This window comes from Solibacillus sp. FSL W8-0372, assembly GCF_037969735.1.
Taxonomy (GTDB): Bacteria; Bacillota; Bacilli; order Bacillales_A; family Planococcaceae; genus Solibacillus; species Solibacillus faecavium.
In genome coordinates this window covers 550,576-573,570 of record NZ_CP150204.1, presented here as the reverse complement: position 1 = coordinate 573,570, position 22,995 = coordinate 550,576, and the positions used below count along the sequence as shown (strand labels likewise).

At 36.3% G+C, this 22,995-nt stretch carries 20 protein-coding genes; 5 read left to right on the top strand and 15 right to left on the bottom strand.

The annotated features are described in order from the left end of the window. Position 1: 1 nt before the first annotated feature. The 7 genes from MKY13_RS02860 to MKY13_RS02830 form a co-directional block, all read right to left on the bottom strand. Positions 2–916, bottom strand: coding sequence for a Wzz/FepE/Etk N-terminal domain-containing protein (locus MKY13_RS02860; RefSeq protein ID WP_339215168.1), 915 nt, complete (start codon positions 914–916; stop codon positions 2–4). Further along, positions 900–2,453 (bottom strand): O-antigen ligase family protein, encoded by a 1,554-nt coding sequence (locus MKY13_RS02855; RefSeq protein WP_339215166.1) that lies wholly within the window; start codon positions 2,451–2,453, stop codon positions 900–902. Before MKY13_RS02855 ends, MKY13_RS02860 begins: the two co-directional genes overlap by 17 nt. 18 nt (positions 2,454–2,471) lie before the next feature. Beyond that, a complete protein-coding gene (locus tag MKY13_RS02850) occupies positions 2,472–2,966 on the bottom strand; it encodes a hypothetical protein (RefSeq protein WP_339215164.1) in 495 nt (164 codons plus the stop codon). 370 nt (positions 2,967–3,336) lie between these two features. Beyond that, the gene (locus MKY13_RS02845) at positions 3,337–5,892 is read right to left on the bottom strand and encodes an S-layer homology domain-containing protein (RefSeq protein ID WP_339215162.1); all 2,556 of its coding nucleotides are present in this window, start codon (positions 5,890–5,892) and stop codon (positions 3,337–3,339) included. A 693-nt stretch (positions 5,893–6,585) separates the two neighbouring features. Then, entirely contained in the window at positions 6,586–7,308 is a 723-nt protein-coding gene (locus MKY13_RS02840) for a WecB/TagA/CpsF family glycosyltransferase (RefSeq protein WP_339215160.1), read from the bottom strand. A 78-nt stretch (positions 7,309–7,386) separates the two neighbouring features. Continuing rightward, positions 7,387–8,655, bottom strand: a complete 1,269-nt coding sequence (locus MKY13_RS02835) for a nucleotide sugar dehydrogenase (protein WP_339215158.1) — start codon at positions 8,653–8,655, stop codon at positions 7,387–7,389. An 880-nt stretch (positions 8,656–9,535) separates the two neighbouring features. Next, positions 9,536–10,015, bottom strand: coding sequence for an IDEAL domain-containing protein (locus MKY13_RS02830; protein ID WP_339215156.1), 480 nt, complete (start codon positions 10,013–10,015; stop codon positions 9,536–9,538). A gap of 448 nt (positions 10,016–10,463) precedes the next feature. On the opposite strand from MKY13_RS02830, the gene MKY13_RS02825 reads away from it, so the two are divergent. Together MKY13_RS02825 and MKY13_RS02820 are read left to right on the top strand one after the other, a co-directional pair. After that, positions 10,464–12,038 (top strand): SWIM zinc finger family protein, encoded by a 1,575-nt coding sequence (locus tag MKY13_RS02825; RefSeq protein ID WP_191700831.1) that lies wholly within the window; start codon positions 10,464–10,466, stop codon positions 12,036–12,038. 51 nt (positions 12,039–12,089) lie between these two features. Then, entirely contained in the window at positions 12,090–14,843 is a 2,754-nt protein-coding gene (locus MKY13_RS02820; RefSeq protein ID WP_339215154.1) for a DEAD/DEAH box helicase, read from the top strand. Positions 14,844–15,017: 174 nt separating this feature from the next. Here MKY13_RS02820 and MKY13_RS02815 read toward each other — a convergent pair whose 3' ends face one another. Beyond that, positions 15,018–15,428 (bottom strand): single-stranded DNA-binding protein, encoded by a 411-nt coding sequence (locus MKY13_RS02815; protein WP_339215152.1) that lies wholly within the window; start codon positions 15,426–15,428, stop codon positions 15,018–15,020. 256 nt (positions 15,429–15,684) lie between these two features. On the opposite strand from MKY13_RS02815, the gene MKY13_RS02810 reads away from it, so the two are divergent. The 3 genes from MKY13_RS02810 (at position 15,685) to MKY13_RS02800 (ending at position 17,681) form a co-directional block, all read left to right on the top strand. Then, on the top strand, positions 15,685–16,113 hold the full coding sequence (locus MKY13_RS02810; protein WP_191700828.1) for a YwpF-like family protein: 429 nt from the start codon (positions 15,685–15,687) through the stop codon (positions 16,111–16,113). Positions 16,114–16,278: 165 nt separating this feature from the next. Further along, positions 16,279–17,247: a nuclease-related domain-containing protein gene (locus MKY13_RS02805; RefSeq protein ID WP_191700827.1), complete on the top strand. Its 969-nt coding sequence runs from the start codon at positions 16,279–16,281 to the stop codon at positions 17,245–17,247. A gap of 248 nt (positions 17,248–17,495) precedes the next feature. Next, positions 17,496–17,681 (top strand): hypothetical protein, encoded by a 186-nt coding sequence (locus MKY13_RS02800; protein ID WP_339215151.1) that lies wholly within the window; start codon positions 17,496–17,498, stop codon positions 17,679–17,681. A gap of 363 nt (positions 17,682–18,044) precedes the next feature. On the opposite strand, the gene MKY13_RS02795 is transcribed toward MKY13_RS02800, so the two are convergent. The 7 genes from MKY13_RS02795 to MKY13_RS02765 form a co-directional block, all read right to left on the bottom strand. Next, the gene (locus MKY13_RS02795; RefSeq protein ID WP_191700825.1) at positions 18,045–18,413 is read right to left on the bottom strand and encodes a hypothetical protein; all 369 of its coding nucleotides are present in this window, start codon (positions 18,411–18,413) and stop codon (positions 18,045–18,047) included. Positions 18,414–18,525: 112 nt separating this feature from the next. After that, a complete protein-coding gene (locus tag MKY13_RS02790; RefSeq protein ID WP_191700824.1) occupies positions 18,526–18,909 on the bottom strand; it encodes a hypothetical protein in 384 nt (127 codons plus the stop codon). 190 nt (positions 18,910–19,099) lie between these two features. Then, positions 19,100–19,537: a 3-hydroxyacyl-ACP dehydratase FabZ gene (fabZ, locus tag MKY13_RS02785; RefSeq protein ID WP_191700823.1), complete on the bottom strand. Its 438-nt coding sequence runs from the start codon at positions 19,535–19,537 to the stop codon at positions 19,100–19,102. Positions 19,538–19,710: 173 nt separating this feature from the next. Continuing rightward, positions 19,711–20,001, bottom strand: a complete 291-nt coding sequence (locus MKY13_RS02780) for a DNA-directed RNA polymerase subunit beta (RefSeq protein WP_339215147.1) — start codon at positions 19,999–20,001, stop codon at positions 19,711–19,713. Between the two features lie 25 nt (positions 20,002–20,026). Further along, positions 20,027–20,866, bottom strand: coding sequence for a flagellar hook-basal body protein (locus MKY13_RS02775; protein ID WP_339215145.1), 840 nt, complete (start codon positions 20,864–20,866; stop codon positions 20,027–20,029). 66 nt (positions 20,867–20,932) lie between these two features. Continuing rightward, positions 20,933–21,775: a flagellar hook-basal body protein gene (locus tag MKY13_RS02770; RefSeq protein WP_191700820.1), complete on the bottom strand. Its 843-nt coding sequence runs from the start codon at positions 21,773–21,775 to the stop codon at positions 20,933–20,935. 71 nt (positions 21,776–21,846) lie between these two features. Further along, a complete protein-coding gene (locus tag MKY13_RS02765; protein WP_318245218.1) occupies positions 21,847–22,839 on the bottom strand; it encodes a rod shape-determining protein in 993 nt (330 codons plus the stop codon). Positions 22,840–22,995 lie beyond the last annotated feature (156 nt).

The following is a 22,995-nucleotide window of genomic DNA, read 5'->3' as shown; positions in this document are numbered from 1 at the left end:
ATTATTTTTTGGCTAATACTTTCCATGAAGAACGGAAAAATACTAATCCTATACCAATCAATAATCCTAAGACTAAACCAATTGTTAAAATTAAAAATTTATTTGGAGATATTGAATCTTCATTTAAAGTCGGATCAATAATTACACGAATAAATGGATCAGTTTTAAAACTATCTAATTCTGTTTTTACAGTTTGATATTTAGTTAATACCTCTGTATACTCTGCCGACTTAGTATCTATTTGCGCTTTTAGCTGTAATAATTCATTTTGTATAGTCCCCGTTACATTTGATAATGCATTTGATTGTTCTGTTGTTAAATTCAATAAAAATTGTGAAGACGTTATTGTTTGCAATATTAGTACTTCTGGTAGCTTATTCTTTGTAATTACACTATTATAATTTGACATTAGTTCTTCAATTTCATTTGATAAACTATTAGATTCGTTTAAATATGTTTTCTCTAATTGATTTAGTGTTTCCTTAATGGAGGTACTAACTTCATTTTTGGTTTTATCCATTAGAAGCTGCAAATGTTTTTGTGCATCTTCTGGGTTTGTTTCCGTATATTTCATTTCCACTAAATTTGTGTCCAACTGATTAATAACCGTTAAATTATCTTTATTAAAATCCTCTAAACCATTTGCTTGGAAATACTTTTTATTTTGTTCAACATTTTGCATTCGATGCATGTATACTGTAGGTGTAAATTCATTTGAAACAAAATTTGACATAATCCCTGCATCCTGTACACCACTTGAAATTTGCACAATAGCTTTAGACTCATATTGTTCTTCTAACAGAAACCAACTCACAATACTTGAAATTATCATAGCAATAATTGTACAAAGTACTATAATCCACTTACCTTTTAATAAAATATTTAATATTTCACGAAATTCAATTGTATCTTCCATCTGTATTCTCCTTATTCTCAAATTGTCCTATCGAAATCAACATACCCATAATAATAAATACAAATGCCGAAGTCGCAGGTAATGAATCATTAAACATAGCTTGTGCAAAATATGCTAAAGCGGTAATAGCTATAATAAAATTCGACCACTTTTTTGTAAAAATTAGGTTAACTGTTTTAAGTACAATTATAGATAATAAAATTATAAATGCACAAAAGCCTGCTATTCCAAAACCATGTAGTATTCCGACAAATTCATTGTGCGGTTTATCTATGATTGTGTTTTCATCCCACATTCCTGCGCGTGAATCAATATTGTAATGAGGAAAATTGTATACTAATGAATCCTTTCCGTAACCTAAAAAAAGACGATCTTGCACTAACTTTATCGTCTTATCCCAAATATAAACACGTCCTGATCCAGCAGCAGTTTCACGATTAGGTAAAATCGGTAGATCGAAATGATTCTCACTTGCAAAAGCAACATTATTATTCTTAATAATTGTTGAAGAGTCTTCTAAAAAAGGATTTTTATCTATAAAGAAACCAAATGACTCATTCCATATACGTAAATCTTTTTCAGCTAAAGAATAGAATACAGGTGCTGAAATAACCAGGAAAATACTTAAAGCAATTAATCCACGCTTTTTATTTTCTAGTTGGAATATAACCAATAAAATCAAGGGAAACAAGAGAGCCACTGTTAAAAATCCACTTGTAGAGATAGACATAAACATAATTGAAATAGAGACACTTGCTGTAATAATTCCTACAAACATTACAACCCATCTCTTCGAAGTAACTGCCCATGCCAAATACATAATCGTCATCATAGCAAACATACCACTCATATAGTTCCACTGGTTAAGTGTACCTATCAATGCAGAGCCTTCTGAAATACTTGCTCCTTCAGGTAAAAACAACGAAACAAAACCTTGCACCCGTGTGTTATTAATTAATAAATCCTTTCCTAGGAAATTCATTGTAATTATATAAAGGTTTATGTATACAAAAGGAATCATTGTATACATAATATAAGAAACTACTTCTTTTGGATATTTAATATTTATCGCTATAAACATTAAAGCTATATAACAAAGCCAGCTAACCGCACCCTCTGACCGGTTATGTTGCCCTGTTAATGCAATTGTAATATTTGGAGAAGCTATAGTTGAAACTACTATTGCTACTACAAATATACCAAGTACATAGTTTAAATATGTTTTTCGAATCGTTCCACCCATAAATAAGATTTTAGCTAAAAGCATCGTGCCTGTAATAATCGTTATCACTAGCACAAACAAGGCTTTATAATGTGTAAATAAATCTCCTTTTACGCCTGATGAAAGTAGCTCTACATTCGATATTAAAGGGCTGATTACTTCTTCTACTTTTGCCATTACGATTAATGGCATAAGACCGATTAATAATAATAATAATCGAAAAATCCATTTATCTATTGTGGCACGGGACTGAATATTTTCAGTTTCGTCACTAAATTTTTCGGTTTTGTGAAGTTCTTCATAAAATGAAGTCATTTTAATTTACCTTCCTTATTACATATTCTCTATTTGAGTTAACAATTCTGTCACACGTTCTTGATAGGTAGGATAAGATTCTGGTATCCAACCCCATTCACGGCATTTTTCGAGAACAATTTTAGAATCTCCAAAGCGTTCAGCAAATAACAGTACCTCTCCGAATTGCAACATGAACATTGGATCCTCTACTTTATGGGGATTAATATCCATTGTCTTTTGAAGTAAAATAACAGATTGTTTATAATCACCATTATTGGCTTTAATTAACCCCCCCAAATAATTGACGATTTCAGAATTTGGTTGGCGTAATAGTAAATCATCAATTAATTCCCCTGCGGCTGGATAATTCCCCTCGTTATATAGTTGACTCGCTTGTTGATAAAGCGTATCATCTATTAAAAACTCTTCGTCCTGTTTACTTCCTAGAACTTTTGCCGTAATAAAACCAATGATAATAAAAGCAACAAACCCTAATAATATATATTTTCTTCTCGATTCTGTAAATTGCATTGCTCACAATCCTTTATGTATTGACTTTTGAATAACATTTACATTATACACTATCATTCACTCTTTTTCCTTATAATTCCCTATATTTATAATTTAAACTAGAATTCAGATTACCTAACATAAGTGTATTTTAAATTAATTCAATGCATTTAATAAATTCTAAATCGTAATATTGGATTAGATTTTTTAAGTTATAAGACCCAATTTAAAAATGATTTAGCTGATAAAAAGTTATCACAGGGCCATTACCCCCATTACAAAAAAGAATACATACTAAATATTGGGATTAAAATTAAAAAGCAGAATTGCATACGCAATTCTGCTTTTTATACTAGTATTATATTAATCCTAGCATTTTAACGTAAAAATATTATTGTGCTCTGAATACGTTTCTACCGTTAGCATTTGTTTCATAAACAAAGTTGTAAACTTTACCTTTGTAAGAAATAGATACTGTTTCTCCAACAGATACAGGGTCAGCACCAAAGCCTACATATAGAACTTTGTTGTTAGCAGCGTCAGTAGTGATTGTACCACGTGTACCACCTGTTTTAGTTGCTTCAATACTTGTAGCTGCTACAGCTTCAGTAAATGTTAATGTAATTGACGCAGCATCTCTAGAAGTAGGATTAGTTTCAGTAGTTTGTACTACATCCGAAATCGTGAAGTAAGAAGTACTTGCACCTGATAAGAATGTTGCTGTTTTAGTAACAGATGTTAAACCAGATAAACCAGTGTTCGTTGGTGTTGCAGTAACACGAACATCTGAACCGTTAGATTTTAAGTAGATAGAAACCTCAGTTTGCCCAGCAACTACAGTACGGTTTAAGATTGTTTTTGAAGTATAAGCAGGAATTACAACAGCTGCTCCATTTTCTACAACAGGGTTACCAGCTGCATCTACTAATTCAACTGCTTGTGCACCTGCACGTACTGTAAATTGTACTGGTGTATCTGAGCCGTATGAACGAGCTTTACCATTTTGATCAGATAATTGGTAAGCAAACTCTGCAATAGTGTCACTTCCAAATGTTGTAACTTCTTTATCATCTTCATTTGTAACTACTAATTCACTTCTGTAATCAGCAGCTCTTGTAGTACGGAAGTAAGTAATTTCACCAGTAACTTGTAAATCTTTAGCATCTAATTTACCTTGTTCAGAACCTGTACCTGTACCATTATCAATAAATACGATAGGCGTTACGAATGCATCTGCATCAGGGTGTGAAACTGTAAATTTAGCAACTCCGTCTTTATCAGTAACAATACGGAATGTTACTGAGTCAGTAGTTGTTGTGTTTACACGATCACCATTAACATCATATACACGTACTTCATTACGCTCTGTTGTTGTTTCATTTTTAAATGTTACTAAAAGTTCTGCATTCGCTAATGCTTTACCTTCTCTATTCTTAAGTGTTGCAACATAGTCGCGTCCACCTGTTTGAACATCATTTAAGTTAATAGAAGCTGTTTGGTTACCTTCAGCTTTAATTGATAAATCAAATACTGATTCTTTAGCAAAAGTTACAGTTGAACCTACAGCTTGTAGAGCAGTAGCATCATACTTAGCGTTTGTACCAGGGTTGTTAACGAAAGCAATTGGAGTTACCGCTGCGTCATCACCAGTTAATACTAAGTTTGCTTTACCTGTAGCGTCTAATTTAAGAACACCAACAGCGTATCCGCCAGTTGTATATTCATAAGCAAATTTTGCAGTACCTGAATCACCAGTTGTGTTTAAACCTAAGAATTCAACTCCACGAACAGCTTTCTCAGGAGCAACATTGATGTTCTCTTTGAATGCCACATATACTGTTTCGTTAGCCTCACCAGTAATTTGGTAAACTTTTTGCTCACCATTAGCTAAAGTTGTTCCTTCAGTAACATCTTTAATTGCTAATGTTGCATCCCAGTAAACTTTTGCAGCCGCTTTTAATGCAGGTTTGCCAGTTGCATATGCATTAACAGTGTCTGTTACACCTTGTGAACGAGTATAAGTATAAGTTGCTACACCATTTTCGTCAGTCTTAACAGTTTCTGTAATTTGAGGAACGATAGTTGTATCGTTAGCTAATTTTTCATGGAAGATATCAAACTTCACAGGAATGTTTGTTGCTGATTCCCCTTCTGCTACAGTTACTTTAGCTTTTAAAGTTACTGTTACACCGTAAGTACCTTGGATTGAAGATTCTTCAAACGCGATTGCAGTTGGTAATACTGCTGAAACTGTTTCATCTTCTTGACCAGCAGCTGTGTAATCAGCAGTGATTGTTTTGTGTAAGAATGATGCGAATTGACCACGAGTTGTGTTACCTTTTGGGTTGAACGCTGGTGCAGCTGGGTTTGTAATGTCATAGAAGTCTAATACAGAAATAGCTGTACGAGCTTCTGCTTTAGCTTGGTTTAAGTCAGTTACATCACCTTTGAAGTCTTGAGAAGCAACGAATTCTTCTAAGCTAACATTGTATACAGTGTTAACTGTACGTACTAAAGTGATAGCCATGTTTTCACGAGTGATTGGGTCACCAGCTAAAAGGTTACCGTTAGATCCAACGAATACGCCTGCTTCTTTAACTACAGAAGCATATTTTAATAATTCTTCGTTAGTTTTTGTAGTTAAGTCAGCGAATGCTGGACGAGTTTTGTAGTCAGCAGCAGCTTCATAACCTTTAGTTTCTAAAAACTTACCTAATAATTTAACTACGTCAGAACGAGTTAATTCTTTGTTAGGCTTGAATGTGCCATCTTGGTAACCAGAGATGATACCGTCACTTACTAATGCAGTGATCGCTTCCTCGTGTGTGTTACCTGAAATGTCCGATAATGATGCAGCAGATGCAACTGGTACGATTGCAGATGCTACTAATGTAGCTGTCGCAGCTGTTGCTACGAATTTTTTGTATTTCTTTGGTTGGTTAGCCATTGAAAAATTTCCTCCTCATAAGTGAAAATAATAATTTTAGTTACCCACACGAAAAATGTGCAGAAAAACTAACTACACATAAATTCTAGTAGTATACATTTACTATGTCAATCTTTTTTTACCAATAAACCCACAAATCACCTGTTTATATTAGGTAGAAGATATATAACAGCAAATATATTCAGATAACTTAAAATTTCTTTAATTATGACACACATATACTCACAAAGACAACATTTTCTTTCACAATTAATCAATAAACCTATTTCAATATAGTGATTTTATTTGTAAATTTTAGGTTTTCATAACTTAATAAGGTATTATAATGGTTATATAATACAGTAATACCAAGGTTTTAAACGGAATTATCACATTACAAAAATTACTAAAATATTACTTTTATAATATAATGATTATTTATGTGAACATATTTTTTACTACCTAGCTAGTATATTAATCCTGCAAATTTATAGAACCAATTCGATAAATTTCGACAAAAATAAAAAAAGAAAAAGGCTTTAGCATATAGATGCTAAAGCCTTTTTCTCGGGCTACCAACCGTTTTTTTCCTTGCAGGGAAAAGTATAAATTTAACTATATATTGTAGAGGAAATCTTACTACTGAATTTAGTGTAACACTTACATTACAAATACACAATCAAATATTACAAACATTACACTATTTTTTTTCCATTACTTGTTCCTTTTAGAATTCCGTGCCACTTCCAGCAAGAATAAAGGAAGCGCTACTTGACGTTTAATCCGATGTGGTTCTTTCATTAAACGATAAAACCACTCCATACCCACTTTTTGGAACGCTTCTGGTGCACGCTTCACATTTCCTGCAAGCACATCAAATGACCCACCTACCCCTTGATAAATTGTTGGGTGAAGTTGGTCTCTATTTGCGTTAATCCAATTTTCCTGCTTCGGTGATCCCATTGCAACAAATAATAAATCAGGCTTTGCTTCATTAATCTTAGCTAGTACCTTTTGATTATCCTTTTCATATCCATCCTGTGTACCAGCAATTTGAATCGTTGGGTAAAGCTCTTTTAACTTCTCTGCTGCTTTATCAGCAACACCTGGCTTTCCGCCGTATAAAAAAATCGGCTTTCCTCGTTTTGCTGATTCTTCACATAGACGGAGCATCATATCTACACCAGTAACACGTGATGTGATTTGTCCCTTTTGTATTTTGGAGGCTAAAATGACACCGATGCCATCTGGAATTTGAAATTCAGCATTATTGAGAAGTGTTTTTAATGCTGGATCTTCTTTTGCTTTTATAATTTTTTCTGGGTTAATGGCCACAATTAATGATTTTTGCTCTTTTTCGATCTGATCGAATACAATTGGCAACAAATCATCATAGCTTTCGGTATTCACTTGTATGCCGAGTACAGTTTCTTTCATTTCACTCTTCCTTTCTCAATATTGCTTCTATAAAAACAGCAGGCAGTACGTTTTATACGCACTGCCGAATTTACTTTATTAGTTCTTCGCATCTCCTAGTAAGTGGAACTGGAAGCCTGCTTTTTCCCACACTTCGCGGTTTAAGCAGTTTTTCGTATCAAATACGATTTTGCTTTTTGCATTTAACGTTGCAGGATCAAGCTCACGGAATTCTTTATGATCTGTTAGGAATACTAAAATATCCGACTGCTCCAATGCTTCCTGCATGCTTTGTGTTTGTGTTTCATGCTTATTTTGCTTAATATGCGGGTCATGTGACACAACTGTTAAGCCAAGTTTTTGCAATTCATCAATAACAATTGTTGATGGGCTTTCACGCATATCATCTACATTTCCTTTGAATGCTAAACCGAAAGCGCCTACTGTTGCACCAGCAATACCATTTTTATTTAAAATAGCTTGTGTTTTTTGTGCAGTGAAGCTTGGCATAGAGTCATTTGTATTACGGGAAAGGTGAATAATTTGGGCTTGTTCGCCACCTAATTCCACTAGGAACCATGGATCTACTGCGATACAGTGACCACCTACACCTGGACCTGGGAAATGGACGTTTACACGTGGATGGTAGTTTGCAAATTTAATTGCTTCCCAAATATTCACGTCTAATTTCTCTGCCATTTTCGCTAATTCATTGGCAAACGCAATGTTTACATCACGGTAAGTGTTTTCCATAACTTTTACTAATTCTGCTGTCGTAGCGTCTGTTAAATGGATTTCGCCTTTTACAAATGTTTCGTATAGCTCCTTTGTAAGCTCAGCTGATTTTTGAGAAATCCCGCCAACAATACGATCATTGTTAACTAGCTCTTCAAAAATACGTCCTGGAATAACACGCTCTGGAGAATGGGATACAAATAGTTCTGTCCCAATTTCAAGACCAGATTTCACTAATTCCGGCAACATTACATTTTCAACAGTTTTTGGAGGAACTGTTGATTCTAATATTACTAAATCGCCTTTTTTCACGAAAGGTACGATTGAAGCCGTTGCCTGACGAACATATTCTAAATTCGCTGTATTGTCCGGATTAATCGGTGACGGTACCGCGACAATGTACACATCTGAAGTTACCGGTGTTGTAGATGCAGTTAAAAAGCCTTCATCTACTGCCTTATTCAGGCGCTCCTGCAAGCCATTCTCCTCGATATGTAATTGTTTCTCCTGAATACTTTTCACAGCTGCTGGATTCACATCAACACCGTGTACCTTTACGCCGTGATTTGCAAACATTACCGCCGTTGGTAAGCCGATATATCCTAACCCAACGACACAGATTGATTTTGTCATGATCGTTTCTCCCTTTCACTTTCAAAAAAGCTATATCTCATTGTTTGATTATTGTTTATTTTGTTCCGCGCATTTCGCCCGCATTCAATTTTATACGGTTTTTAGATCCGCTTTATATATGTAACGAAATTATTAATCGAATGGTTGCAGTTTAATGCTTAGAAAAATAGTCCTGCCTTACAGTATACAACTTTCTATACGCTGTGTGAAATAGTTTTTATTTTTTGTTGAAGTAGCATATTTAATAAGGAGAGCGTTCAGTATAAATCCGCATTTTATTATAAACTTCCCCTTTTGGGAGGTATTATACGGACTGTTGTGAATTGGGGTAGACCAACATTCCACTTTTTGTAGTAACTTTAATGATTTTTTCACAACCAACTTTATTCGCCGCTATTTTCTTCTTATTCGCCACTTTCGAATCGATAATCGACTATTCTCATGTGATATTAGACACTCGGCAAAAAATAATGTCCACTTCTCCATTGATATTCGTCAATCAGAAATATTTTAGACACTTTTAAGTTTTAATCGTCACTCGCATCCGCATATTCGCCACCCTTTGCAATTACTTCTCCGTTAGCTACTGCACAAAACTTTATTCGCCACAATATTTGATTTATTCGTCACTTCAGAACTGATAATCGCCTACTCCAATGTGATATTAGACACTTAGCAATAAATAATATCCACTTCTCCCTTGATATTCGTAAATCAGGAATATTTTAGACACTTTTAAGATTTAATCGTCACTCACATCCGCATATTCGCCACTTTTAACTAATAGCGATTCACCTGCCATTCACTTCCCCCACATTCAAAAAGAAAAAACCCCATTAGCTACACTAAGCTAACAGGATTTAATATTGATGTTGGTCGATCACGATGCATAGCCTCCAGTTAATTTTGCTTTCTCTGCCATTAGGTCATGGAATAATGCTTCGTTGCGTGCTTCTAGGGCATCATCGATTAAGCGTGTTAAATTATGCTCTTCTAAGTTACGCACAATACTTTCAACCTCTTCATTAAATTGGTACTGCTTTTCACTATCCGTAGGTCTTACTTGATTGGACACTTCCTCGATAAGAGGCATTAAATATTCATGTACGTTAGATACAAGTAAAAGTTGATAAAGTGGAAGACGTACAAATCGATTACCGCGCTGGAAGACAAATACTTCTGATAAATTTTCAACTTGCATTGAATTTAAATCAATAATCATTTCTTTGCCCTCGATCGGAATGAAGTGGAAAATTTCCTCTTCTTTTGTGATTGAAAAATATTGATAAGCAAAAACTAAGCGTAATTTTGTACCTGTCATTTTTGTATAGAATGGCTTCATAAATTGAACTTGAATCATTGGAATTCCTCCTTTATTTTAATTTTCACGCAATTTATTCGAGTCCTAAGACCTAATTTCAATTATCATATGGATTGTTTCACCGAAAAGTTCCTGCTGCTTTACTCATTTCTTATAGTTTCCCCATACTTTCTTTTTTTCAAACTTCCTAAACTTAACATTCCTATAAAAAATTTATTCTGTACTATTCAAATTACCGCTTTGTAGTAATTCGTATTATAATGGAAGGAACGACTTTTTTAACTTCTTACAGGAAAACCCTTTTTTTAGGTTATTGACGTATACAGACCGCTCCTCCCATCGGGTGGCAAGATCGCTGTAAATTTTAACCTGTTTTTTGCGGAAGTTAAAGCCTCCAACATTCAAGTAAGGATTCTTTGCGCTATCGAACAGCAAATCCGAACAAATAACACGAGGCGTAATTGATAATTAGGAGGGGAAACCCGTTTTGAGTTTAACGTTTTCTGAAATTGCTCATGCTCATAAAGATTTTATTCAACATACATTACAAACTTTTGAAGATCAGCTTCACCCTTCAGCAGATGAAGATGCAGAATTGGTGACTCGCGCTATGTTTTCTATTCGCAATCAGGCAATCAAGCCGCCACATTATTCTACATTCACTCAAATCCTCGTATGCCAAATACAGGATGTGAATACTGCTGAAGTGACAATTAATTTCCCCCATAAGGAAATTAGCTGTAGTTGCCCTAAAAAGGAGCTGTGCAGGCATCAGCTCGCAACTATTTTAAAGCTATCGCAATACTTTATTTCCTTACAGCAATGGCTTACCAATTGGCGTTCTAAAAAATCAATTCCTTTGCATTCACTGGCAGCAACACGAAGCCCGGAAAACTGGCAAAGGATGGCCGACGAAATACTGAATTATGCGGTAAAAGGTCCCCAGCCGATTGAGCCGTATGCAATGTCTGCACTAAGCGAAAGTATTCGTTCTAAAATTCAGCGTCATCGTCCGTATGAGCAGGAATGGCAAGAGCTATACCAATTGTTTATGGACGTTGCCATTTTGAAGCATTTTCTTTTGCATGCGGTTAAAACAAAAACAGATATGGAACATCATTATTTTCAATTCTTTTTGGAAAATACATTAAGCCGCATTCAACGTTCGATTGATGTATTAAGTAAAACGACACGCTTATTTGCTACAGAACCGTTTTATGATGCCTTGCAACAAAGTGTACGAGACATTCTCTTTATTGAAAAGGGAGCAAAATCATTCCGCCTGGCACTGTATTTGCAATTTTGGACGAAACTCTTTGATGAAAAGAAACGCATTACAAACGAATTAACACTTTTGGAACAAAGCTCTGATATCGAAACGGATTTGGATTTAGATGTAGTATTGGCGATTTTCTATATTTTATTAGGTTCTACATCACCTTTGGAGCGTGTAACGGAAATATTGGATGAAGATAATGTAGAAAGCTTTATAGAAGTCGCACAATACGCTCTTCATAAAGGACATGTCGATGAAGCAGCGATTATATTGAAAAAGGCGCTTCCTTTATTACAGACGTTTGTACAGGACAATTTGCTCCCAATTCGTCGTCAGAAATTTACACGTAAGCTAGATAAATTATATGGGCAAATTTCGTTAACTGAAGAAGAAGAGCTGGCATTATACGCTTCTTTTGGACGATATGGCATTGAGTCGTTTTCCAATTATTTATTGCGCCACAATCGCTTGGATGAATGGGTCGCTCTGCATCAGCTTTATAAGTCCTCCATTCCTTATTTGGAGCAATGTGGCTTAAAGGATGTTGTTACGCAATCTCCCGAAACTGCGCTTCCTCTTTATCATTACTATGCGATGGAGGAAATTCAGCAAAAGTCACGTCAAAACTATAAACAAGCCGTACGAATTTGGCGTGCCATGAAAAACGCTTCCAAAAAAGCCGGAAAGCTCGACTATTTCACATCATATATCGAGGCCGTACAGCAACAATTCAAGCGTTTGCGTGCGCTACAAGAAGAAATGAACAAAAGCAACTTACTCGGATAAGTTATGTATTTTGCTAATAGGAGGTGACATTGCGTTTTTAGCGCAAATACTATGCATTATTTATTTAATACAAAGCTACCCTTTTTAAAAGTATTTCGCATTAAGCTTACGGAGTTACGTCCTGGTTACTTCCGCGCTACTGCGTACAATAAAAATGACTTAATTTTACCGACAGCCAACTGGATTCCGTCGCTATTTTTTAAGTTTGAACAAAATTTCTATGGATTAAGCACTTCGTTGGAAGAACGTGATTTAATCCTATCAGCAGCTCAATTGCTCGATGTTCTATCACCTGCTAACCGTCATCCATTTTTGGACTTTGCTGCTTATGACGAAGAAACCGCTGAGTACTTTAAGACATTGCAAACGACTTTACCACTATGGAACGCTCCAACACTTTGGCAACAGGCAACAGTGACAGCAGATGATTTTGCTTTTCCAAATGACCTATTACAATATGCGGTTGAACAAAAATTGATGGACGCAGGATTAACTAAGGAAGATACATTGGCACTCATTCCTTTTTTCCAAAATGGTGGTTGGCCGATGCAAACTTCACATGTTTTTGACGGTGTTAAAATGGCACTACGCTTAAGCGAACCAGAAGAAAATGAAGAAAACTGGGTTTTAGAAACCGTCCTTATTAGCCCCAGTTCCGTTAAACATTGGACACCTGCTTCGTCAAAACGCAAACTTCTAATTGAAGAGGCATTGCCGAAAAAATGGAGTACGATTGCAAATAACATTGAAGAGATACAAAAGCAAATAATTGATTTAATTCAATTAAATGCGGAAAGTACGCACTTTATTCATACCCAATTCAATGATCTTGAAGTTCGTGATTTTCTGCGTCAGGAACTAGCCAAATTACAAGCATTAGGTTTTGAAGTAATTTTACCTGCATGGCTTAAAGAATTAAGGCAATCTAAAATGCGCGTACGAGTAAGTGCAAATAACCAATCCGCTCGAAGTGTGGCAGGTCTTGACGATATATTGACATTCAAATGGCAGTTTTCGATGAATGGCGAAGAAATTTCAGCTGAGGCTTTCCAAAAACTTGTGGACGAAAAACGGGAATTTGTTCGTGTCGGTACAGAATGGTTCCGAATCGATGCAGAATGGCTCAATGAAATGCGTGAACTGATGGAACAGGCGAAAGAAGAAAATTGGACAGTACGCGATTTACTGTTCCGTGAACTCCCTGAAACGCTGACTGCGCCTTTGGAAGATGAAGGAGATTCAGATGCCGAGCGTGATGACCCATTATTCGCATTTGAAATGCAGCAATCGCTTCAATCTTATATTAACCAGCTGCAAAATAAAAAAGGATTACCAAAAGTCAAAGTGCCAGCTAAGCTCCATGCTGAATTACGTCCATATCAACAGGAAGGTTTTGAATGGCTCGTCTTTATGCGTGACCAAAAATTCGGAGCCTGTTTAGCAGATGATATGGGGCTTGGTAAGACTGTACAGCTTATTACGTACATGTTGCATACCGTATCTGTGCTTCAAATAGATAAACCGACATTAATTGTATGCCCAACATCTGTTGTCGGAAACTGGCAAAAAGAGCTGACTCGCTTTGCTCCTGATTTAGAAGTGTATACACATTATGGTCCTCGTCGTCTAAAAGGGGATGACTTAACAAGCTATGTAGCGTCGCAACGTCCTCATGTCATTCTTTCGACATATGGAACAGTTACTCAGGATTCGGATGATTTACAGCAAATTGATTGGTCGACAATCGCTTTGGATGAAGCGCAAAACATTAAAAATATGCAAACATTGCAATCCCGTGCGATTCGTAAATTAAAGGGCGACCATCATATCGCGCTAACTGGAACACCTGTTGAAAACCGCCTTTCAGAGCTTTGGGCCATTTTTGATTTTATCCATAAAGGTTACTTAGGTAGTTTTACGAGGTTTGCGGATAATTTTATTACGCCAATTGAACGCGATGAATCAGAAACTCATAAACGCGTTTTACGGATGAAAATTCGTCCGTTTTTACTACGTCGTTCAAAACGCGATCCAGATCTTCAGTTAAACTTACCGGAAAAGCAAGAATCACATGAGTTTTGTGCACTTACACCTGAGCAAGCTGCACATTATGAAGGATATATTCAAGATACACTTGCATCACTTGAACAACTGACAGGTTTTGAGAAAAAAGGGCGTATTTTAAAAATGCTCAATAAATTAAAACAGCTATGTAATCACCCTGCGTTATTCTTAAAAGAGCCATTTGATAGTGCCAATAGTATGGTCAAACGTTCAGTAAAGCTAAAGCGTATTATTGAAATGACAAAGGAAATTATTGATAATGGTGAGCAATGTTTAATTTTCACTCAGTACATCGGAATGGGTAATTTAATCCAGCATTGCTTAACAGAGCTTTATGATGTGGATGTACCGTTCCTGACCGGGAGCATGCCAAAACAACAGCGCGACAATTTAGTCGAACAGTTTCAGGCAGGTGAATTCCCTGTATTTTTACTTTCGCTTAAAGCGGGCGGTACCGGGCTCAACTTAACTGCAGCTACACATGTACTCCATGCCGATCGATGGTGGAATCCAGCAGTTGAGAACCAGGCGACAGACCGGGCTTATCGAATCGGGCAAACACAGTTTGTCCAGGTGCATAAGTTTGTTACGATTGGAACAATTGAGGAGAAAATCGATAAAATGATTGCAATGAAATCTACACTGTCCGAAGAATTAATACAATCGAGCAAATGGCTGACTGAGCTTGATGATTCAGAACTAATGGATTTACTCGTTCTCGATACCGGTAATTTAAAATAATAAAAAGAGTCTACTTTTACGCCATGAAGTAGACTCTTTTTTATGCTTACTTCACTACTTATATTCAGTTGTTATAGGATTGTGAGAAAGAATGTACTACTGTGCGGTCAAACAGTAGATTAAAGCTATTCACCTCCGCTATAGGAATTTACTTTTAGGAGAGTACACAATAATTTAAAGTGTTTTTACGAGTTTGCTGTCATGTTCGGGTAGTACGAAATCTGCTGAAATAGAGGGGGATGATGCAAGTATTTCTGCTTCACCAGGGGTTTTTAATGCATAAAATTGGACTTCCTCCGCATTCACTTCCATCGTATACACCTTTTGGTTATCACGATTTGTATAAGTTCTTGACTGTATACGTCCTTTAATACCGATGAGCGAGCCCTTTCCACAATACTTCGTGATTACTTCGGCTATTTTCCCCCATGCAATACATTGTACGAAATCCGCATCGACCTTCCCTTCACTATTTTTATATGGGCGGTTAATAGCGACTGCAAAACTTGTCTGCACACGCCCTTCCGATAATTGTCTGAGTACAGCATCTTTCGTCGTTCGTCCAACAAGTCCAACATGATTCATTCTTTGACCTCCCTTCTTTCGGAACTAGCTTTATCATAGCCGACATGATTCTTTTTTGGCAAAACGGCAAAATGACAATTTCAAGCCATATGAGCTTCGAAAAAATTAATTTAACCTCCTTGGTTACAGACGGATTTTCAGGTAAATGCTAATAAACAGTAGCTTGAAAGCATTAATTTAAGTATGCTGATTCTTACAGTTTCGCATTTTTTATATGTTATACTTTTACAAAAGACAATTGAGGGGGATTTAATAATTGAAGACATTTAAAATGCTTGGTTTCGATTTATTACTTTCGAATGAAATTAAAAAGATCCCTTTAATTGATGGGATTATTATTAACCAGGAAAACAGCCATCAAATGTGGATTTTAGAACTTTTTACAGAAGATACATACTATGATTTTTTCCAAAACTATATCACATCCGGCGAAGCAATTGATGCACGTGCCATTATCTCTCTTCCTGACAATGAACCCGCACCATTCGCTGTTGTCGTGCATTCCATTACAAAATTGGACGATAAAATTTCAGTACTTATAAAAGGTCGGTTAAAAGCACAGCGTAAAAAGTACGCAGAGCTATTATTAGGAAAGCTGCTTGAGGATGGTTTACGTAACGATGAACTTCTTGAGGCATTTGAACAAGGAATGCGTAATCGTCCTTCATTAAAAGATAAAAAGTGAAAGTACAGTAATTGATACTGTGCTTTTTTTGTAGAATTGAATATTTAATATGAGCAGATATGGTGAAAAAAGCAATTTACTTTAGCAAACGATTTGAAATTGAAATTTTGGTGTAATTTGTAAATGAATTTCACACATCGTATATTTATGGTGGAGGTGAAATCAGTGCAAAAATCAAGGCATTACCTTTATACAGAAACCTTAATAAAACGAATTTTACCAGATGACTATGAGGTGAGTTCAATTCAGCAGGAGTTTTATCGGTTGGAGGCGGGATTATCGGGTGAAGTGAAGCTAAAGCAAGCTCTTTCTGACTATTTTTTTAAAACGGAATATCACATTATTTATAATTTCGAATGTATAAATGAAAATGGCTTCTCGCACCAAATTGATGCGATTTTAATTACTCCATTCTTTGTTTTGATATTTGAAGTAAAGCAACTATCCGGCGCATTATTCTACAAACCTGGACAGCATGAATTTTTCCGCATCCATAACGACAAGCGTGAAAATTTCCGGAATCCGCTTGATCAAGTATACCGCCACCAACTATTTTTGGAACAATGTTTGCGGAAATGGCAAATCAATATTCCTGTTTATTTTGCTGTCGTCATTGCAAATTTCCAGGCAACCTTGGATGCATCATTGGACAAATTCCCTATTTTTCATATTAGCGGTGTTCCTAGTTTTATCGAAAATCTATACTGCACTACATCTAAAACAAATGCTAATATTGATGTTATTTTTGCAAAGCTTAATCAACTTTATAACCCTCTTCCTCCACGCCGTTTCATAAGCCCGAATCGACTTCGTAAAGGTGTCCTCTGTAAACAGTGTAATTTTGAAAATACTATGTATTATCATTATGGTTTATTTATTTGTAATTTCTGTAATTTGAAAAGCCGTTCTGCCCTTTTCGAAACATTCTATCACTACCGTACTTTAATTAGCGAAAAAATTACTAATCAACAGTTCCGCGAGTTTTTTGGAATTCAAAGTATCCAAGCTGCTTCAAAGCTTTTAGTACGACTCGGCCTCGAGCGCCATGGTACGAAAAAAGGTACTTATTATATTATTCCCGAAGACATTTTACAATGGGAAGAAAGAAGACCGCGAAAAGCACGCATTAAGTAACTTTAGCGGATGAAGATTATAATAAAAAAATGGCATATTTTCTATTTGACGATTATCATCGCTGAAGTGGCGAATATCCGATGCTAGGTGACGAATACCTCAGTCCAATTGACGATTATCGATTCATAAGTGACGATTATCTTGATCAAAGTGACGATTTTTTTCTATTTGACGATTACTGAGGCTGAAGTGGCGAATATCTGATGCTATGTGACGAATACCTCAGTACATTTGACGATTATCAATTCATGAGTGACGATTATCTTGATCAAAGTGCTGATTTTTTCTATTTGACGATCACTGAGGCTGAAGTGGCGAATACCTCAGTACATTTGACGATTATCGATTCAGAAGTGACGAATAACTTGATCAAAGTGACGATTTTTTTCTATTTGACGATTATCATCGCTGAAATGGCGAATATCCGATGCTGAGTGACGAATACCTCAGTTCATTTGACGATTATCTTGATCAAAGTGACGATTTTTTTCTATTTGACGATTACTGAAGCTGAAGTGACGAATATCCGATGCTAGGTGACGAATACCTCAGTACATTTGATGATTATCAATTCATAAGTGACGAATAACTTGATCAAAGTGGCGGTATTTTTTCTATTTGACGATTATCATCGCTGAAGTGGCGAATATATAATGCTAAGTGACGATTATGACAGAAGACTTGACGATTATCGATTCAAAAGTGACGAATAACTTGATCAAATTGACGAACAACCCCAAAAAGCTCACTCGGAACCAAAAAAACCAGCGTCCTAATTGAACGCTGGTTTCCTTTTATTAACGGTTGTCTATCTTGTCTTTATCATCGCGGTCTTTTTTATCCTCAATGATATCTTCTTGGTTAACGGATGGTGCACCTGGTGCAGTTACGCCGTTATCACCATTTGGACCGCTTGAGCCATTCGGTACATTGGTATTGTTGTCCATTGTACTTTCATTTGTTTGCCCGTTTTGGCCATTTGCATTTGGATCAACCGTGTCAACCGTATCATCAATGACGTCACGTGTATCATCCATTACATCATTGACACCATTTTTAACATCCCCCGCAGGAGTATTGCCGTTTTGAGCGTTGTCGTCGTTGTTACATGCCGCTAAAAATAACGCCGAACCAAGTGAAAGTGCTAACAAAAATGATTTTCGCATAAAAAAATCCCTCCTCTCCGTATGCATTCATTGCTCAATCACATCATGTCCTCATGTGATCGTACATAGATTGCCCGGGAAAAGAAGGATCTATCCTACAAAAAAAGTGTGGTTATTTTAATTTATCTTTTAAAAGCTGTTCAACATAAGCGGCTTCTGCTTTGCAGTCAAATTTGAAATTTGTTCCTAATTTTTTCTGCAATTGAGCAATGTCTTTCTTTTGCTTTTCTGTTGGCTCTTCATTTAAAATTTTTGCAATGACCTCATCCATTTTCTTTGCAATTTCTTCATGGAATTCTGTGCTAAGCAAAATGTCTGCCGGTATTTTATCAATCCAAGCTGCATTTTCCTTAAAATAATTTTGCCAGCTTGCCATGAAGTCTTCCATTGAAAACTTTTCTTCATCCCAGCCAATGCTTGCTAAATAAGCTTCAAACGACGTCGATATTGATCGTGTAATGCTAATTTTTACGCCTGAAGACAGTTGTTTATACATCTATTTTAAAACCTCCTACGTTTAAAGCCGAACTTCGCTCATTATATATGAGTGTTTGAAACTTCCATAAAAAGGGGTAACTTACAATAATCTCACTCTTTGTAATATTTGGTAACTTTTTGTGAAAAGATGTCGGATAATATCTTTAACCTTTATATTTTATAATCTTTATGTTATAAATGCAAATCGCTTACTTTGGCTGTTCTGGTCCAATAGCAAACAGAATTTCACATTCACATACGAGCTCGCCGTCAACCGTTGCAGTTCCTCGGCCTTTACCCATTTGTCCACGCAATTTTATAAATTCGACTTCCAACTTTAATTGATCGCCCGGTACAACTTGGCGTTTAAAGCGACAATTATCTATACCTGTTAGGAAAACAAGTCTCCCTTTATATTGTGGTGCATTTAATAGAGCAACACCGCCAACTTGAGCCAATGCCTCGACAATTAAAACCCCTGGCATAACCGGATAGCCCGGAAAATGACCATTAAAAAATTCTTCATTTATCGAAACGTTTTTTAAACCTAGTGCACGCTTTCCTTCTTCTATTTCCAGAATACGATCTACTAATAAAAACGGATAGCGGTGTGGTAATATATTTTGAATTTGTTCTGAGTTTAACAAAATAATCCCCCTCATTACTCTATAATATTATGTATATAAATGTTCCCAAATATGTATGGCTCATTAAAACAACGAAAGGATGGAAGAAAAGCGCATATTTCCTTGCTGCTTTTGTTCCGCATATACTTTTTCGTTGCAAAGGGATTGCTCGGTAATGATCTTCCCGACAATCCCTACTCTTTCCCATTTATAATATTGAGAAGATGCTGCCATGTATCGCCTTTTAAAACATCTGATGTCGCGCCATCCCCTATAATACTATAGCCAACAATTAGCCCTGCAATTGTTGCGATGCCAAAGACAAGGATGACAACTATTATACGCAGCCAAATGGGAATTAGACGAAGTCGGACCCAGCGAGTAGGCTGATCCGTATTGGGCTCAGAAGCTTCTTTTAAGCTACGTCTCGTCTTTTTTGCTGGAGACGCTTGTTCTACAACTCGTCTATCTAACTCTTTTGTCATAAATTTTCTCCCCTAGAAATACTGCTTAGCGAATGCCGTTAATTAGTCCAAGCATTTGGTCTGCAATAGTTACTGCACGTGTATTAAATTGATATGAGCGTTGTGCCTGAATCAGATTGGTCATTTCTTGCGATAAATCTACATTCGACATTTCAAGCGCACCTTTTTGAATACCTACTTGACGATTCGCTCCCTGTAAATCCGTTAGCACTTGCGCTTGTGTAAATCCAAGCTCATCTAAGTTTTCCGGTAACCCAATATATGTCCCACCCTGTAATTTTTCCATTACTTGTGGTTTTTGCAATGATGAAATACCTAATTGAAACGTTAAGGTTGTACCATTCTCATAGTTCGCAACTAAAGTACCATCTGAATTCATCGTGAATTGTGTCACATCATCTGGGAAAGTAATCGGTTGACCGTTTGCATCTGCTACTTGGTATCCGTCACTGTTCACAAGTGTCACAATTCCAGCTTCTGTAGGAGATACGTAAAAGCTACCATTACGTGTGTATGCAGTACGCACTTCACCTGCATCATTTTGCATCAATACATTAAAGTATTGATTTTTCGTTGTTAAAGCAAAATCCAAATCACGTTCTGTTAATTGGATTGAACCCTGTGCCTGGTTTGATTGAATTTGACCAATTTGTGCCCCAACACCATAACGAATGCCTACTGGCGTATCCCTTACAGTACGGTCATATTCATCGTTTTTAAACTGTTGATAAAGCATTTCAGAAAAATTTGCCTGCTGCGCTTTATAACCATGCGTATTACTATTTGCAATATTTGAACTGATTGTATCTAGTTGCTGTTGAACTTGTGACAATGTGTTTGTCGCAGTCATCATTGTACGTAACATTTTCTAGTACCTCCTTAATTATACGAAACTTCGACGGTTAATGAAAATCATTTGCCATTTCCTTATTTAGTTAACGCGCCCAATTTCGTTTACGGCTTTCTCCATGCTCTTATCATATGCCTGCAGCACTTTTTGATTTGCTTCAAATGCGCGATATGCGGTTAAAAGGTCTGTCATTGCTTTTGATGCATCGACATTTGAACCTTCTAAATACTGTTGTTGCATTGAAAACTGAACATTTGCCTGGCCGTATGCTGAAGGTAAATCGACACCATCCAATGTCGTAAATAAACCATTCTCTTGTTTCATAAGTACATCTGGATTTTCAGAAAATGCGACACCTAATGTGCCAACCTGTACATCATTTTCGTCAAAAATTGCACCATCTGCACTAATACGAATATTGTCGTTTGAAAATTGCAGACGCTCGCCATTCGAATCTAATACAAATAGTCCTTGAGGATTTACTAGATTCCCTTGTCCGTCCATCGTAAAGTTCCCGTTACGTGTATAGCTTTCTACACCATTTTCATTTTCCAGACGGAAAAATATTTGAGCAGAATTGCCTGAAGCCTCGTCAATTGGTAACGAACTATTTATTAATGCTACATCTGTCGTTAGGCCTGTAGAGTAAATTTGGCCTTGCGCTTGATTAGGCATTGTTTCTTGTAAATATACGCCAGCATTTAACGCGCCCACTGGATTTAGCTTTTTTAATGCAAAGCCCTTTTCGGTAGGGATTGTTGTCGAATTTACTGCAGACATTAACATATCCGGAAAAGAACGAATTGTCGTTTGGTCTGATTTGAAGCCAGGTGTATTAGCATTGGCCATATTATTTGTCAGAATTTCTGTTTTACGTTGTTGTGCAACCATTCCTGTAGCTACTGTATAAAAACCTTTAAACACCCTTTTCACCTCTAATTATGTTTGTATTTATAATTTATCGGTAAAATTTAAAGAATTATTAGTAATTTAACTTATTTATTTACCGCACGATCAATATTGTCTAGCATAATTCCAGTTCCAATTGCGACACAATCCATTGGGTTTTCCGCAACAAATACAGGTACTTTCAGCTCTTCAATTAACAGCTGGTCAATCCCGTGCAATAATGCACCACCGCCTGTTAAAATAACACCTCGATCGATAATATCTGCCGATAATTCCGGTGGCGTTTTTTCCAGTACATCTTTCGCTGCCTGAACAATCATCCCAATCGATTCTCGCAATGCTTGCTCAATCTCTTCTGAATTGATCTCGATTACTCTTGGTAAGCCAGTAACCATATCTCGACCGCGAATTTCCATTGTGTCTTTTCGTCCACCAGGGAAAACTGTACCGATTGTTGTTTTAATATTTTCTGCTGTGCGTTCACCGATTAACAGCTTGTATTCTTTCTTTATGTATTGCAAAATATCATTATCGAATACATCCCCTGCGACTTTTATAGATTCGCTTGTTACAATATCCCCCATAGATAGCACCGCAACATCCGTTGTACCTCCACCGATATCAACGACCATATTGCCACTAGGCTGGAAAATATCCATTCCTGCTCCGATTGCTGCAACTTTAGGTTCTTCTTCCAAGTATACTTTTTTGCCGCCTGATTTTTCTGCAGCCTCACGAATAGCTTTTTGCTCAACGGAAGTAATATTAGTTGGACAGCATATTAAAATACGTGGCTTTGACATAAAACCTTTTAAGTCCAATTTATTAATAAAATGCTTTAGCATTGCTTCTGTTACATCAAAATCAGCAATTACTCCATCTTTTAATGGACGAATTGCAACGATGTTTCCAGGTGTACGTCCTACCATTTGACGTGCTTCTTCACCGACTGCCAGTACTTTATTTGTCTTTTTATCAATCGCTACTACAGATGGCTCATTTAAAACAATCCCTTTACCTTTTAGGTGAATGAGTACATTTGCAGTACCTAAATCTATCCCAATATCTTTAGAAAACATGTTTTGTAATTCTCCTTCCGACCTTTTCAACATGCATACGAATCTTTATATCTGTATCTTAGTTATTTTATCATATACAATACTTAATTACATCAATATTATGGGAAGGTTTTTCCTTTATAATGGATTTTAATGGAATAATTCTGGAGTTATAAT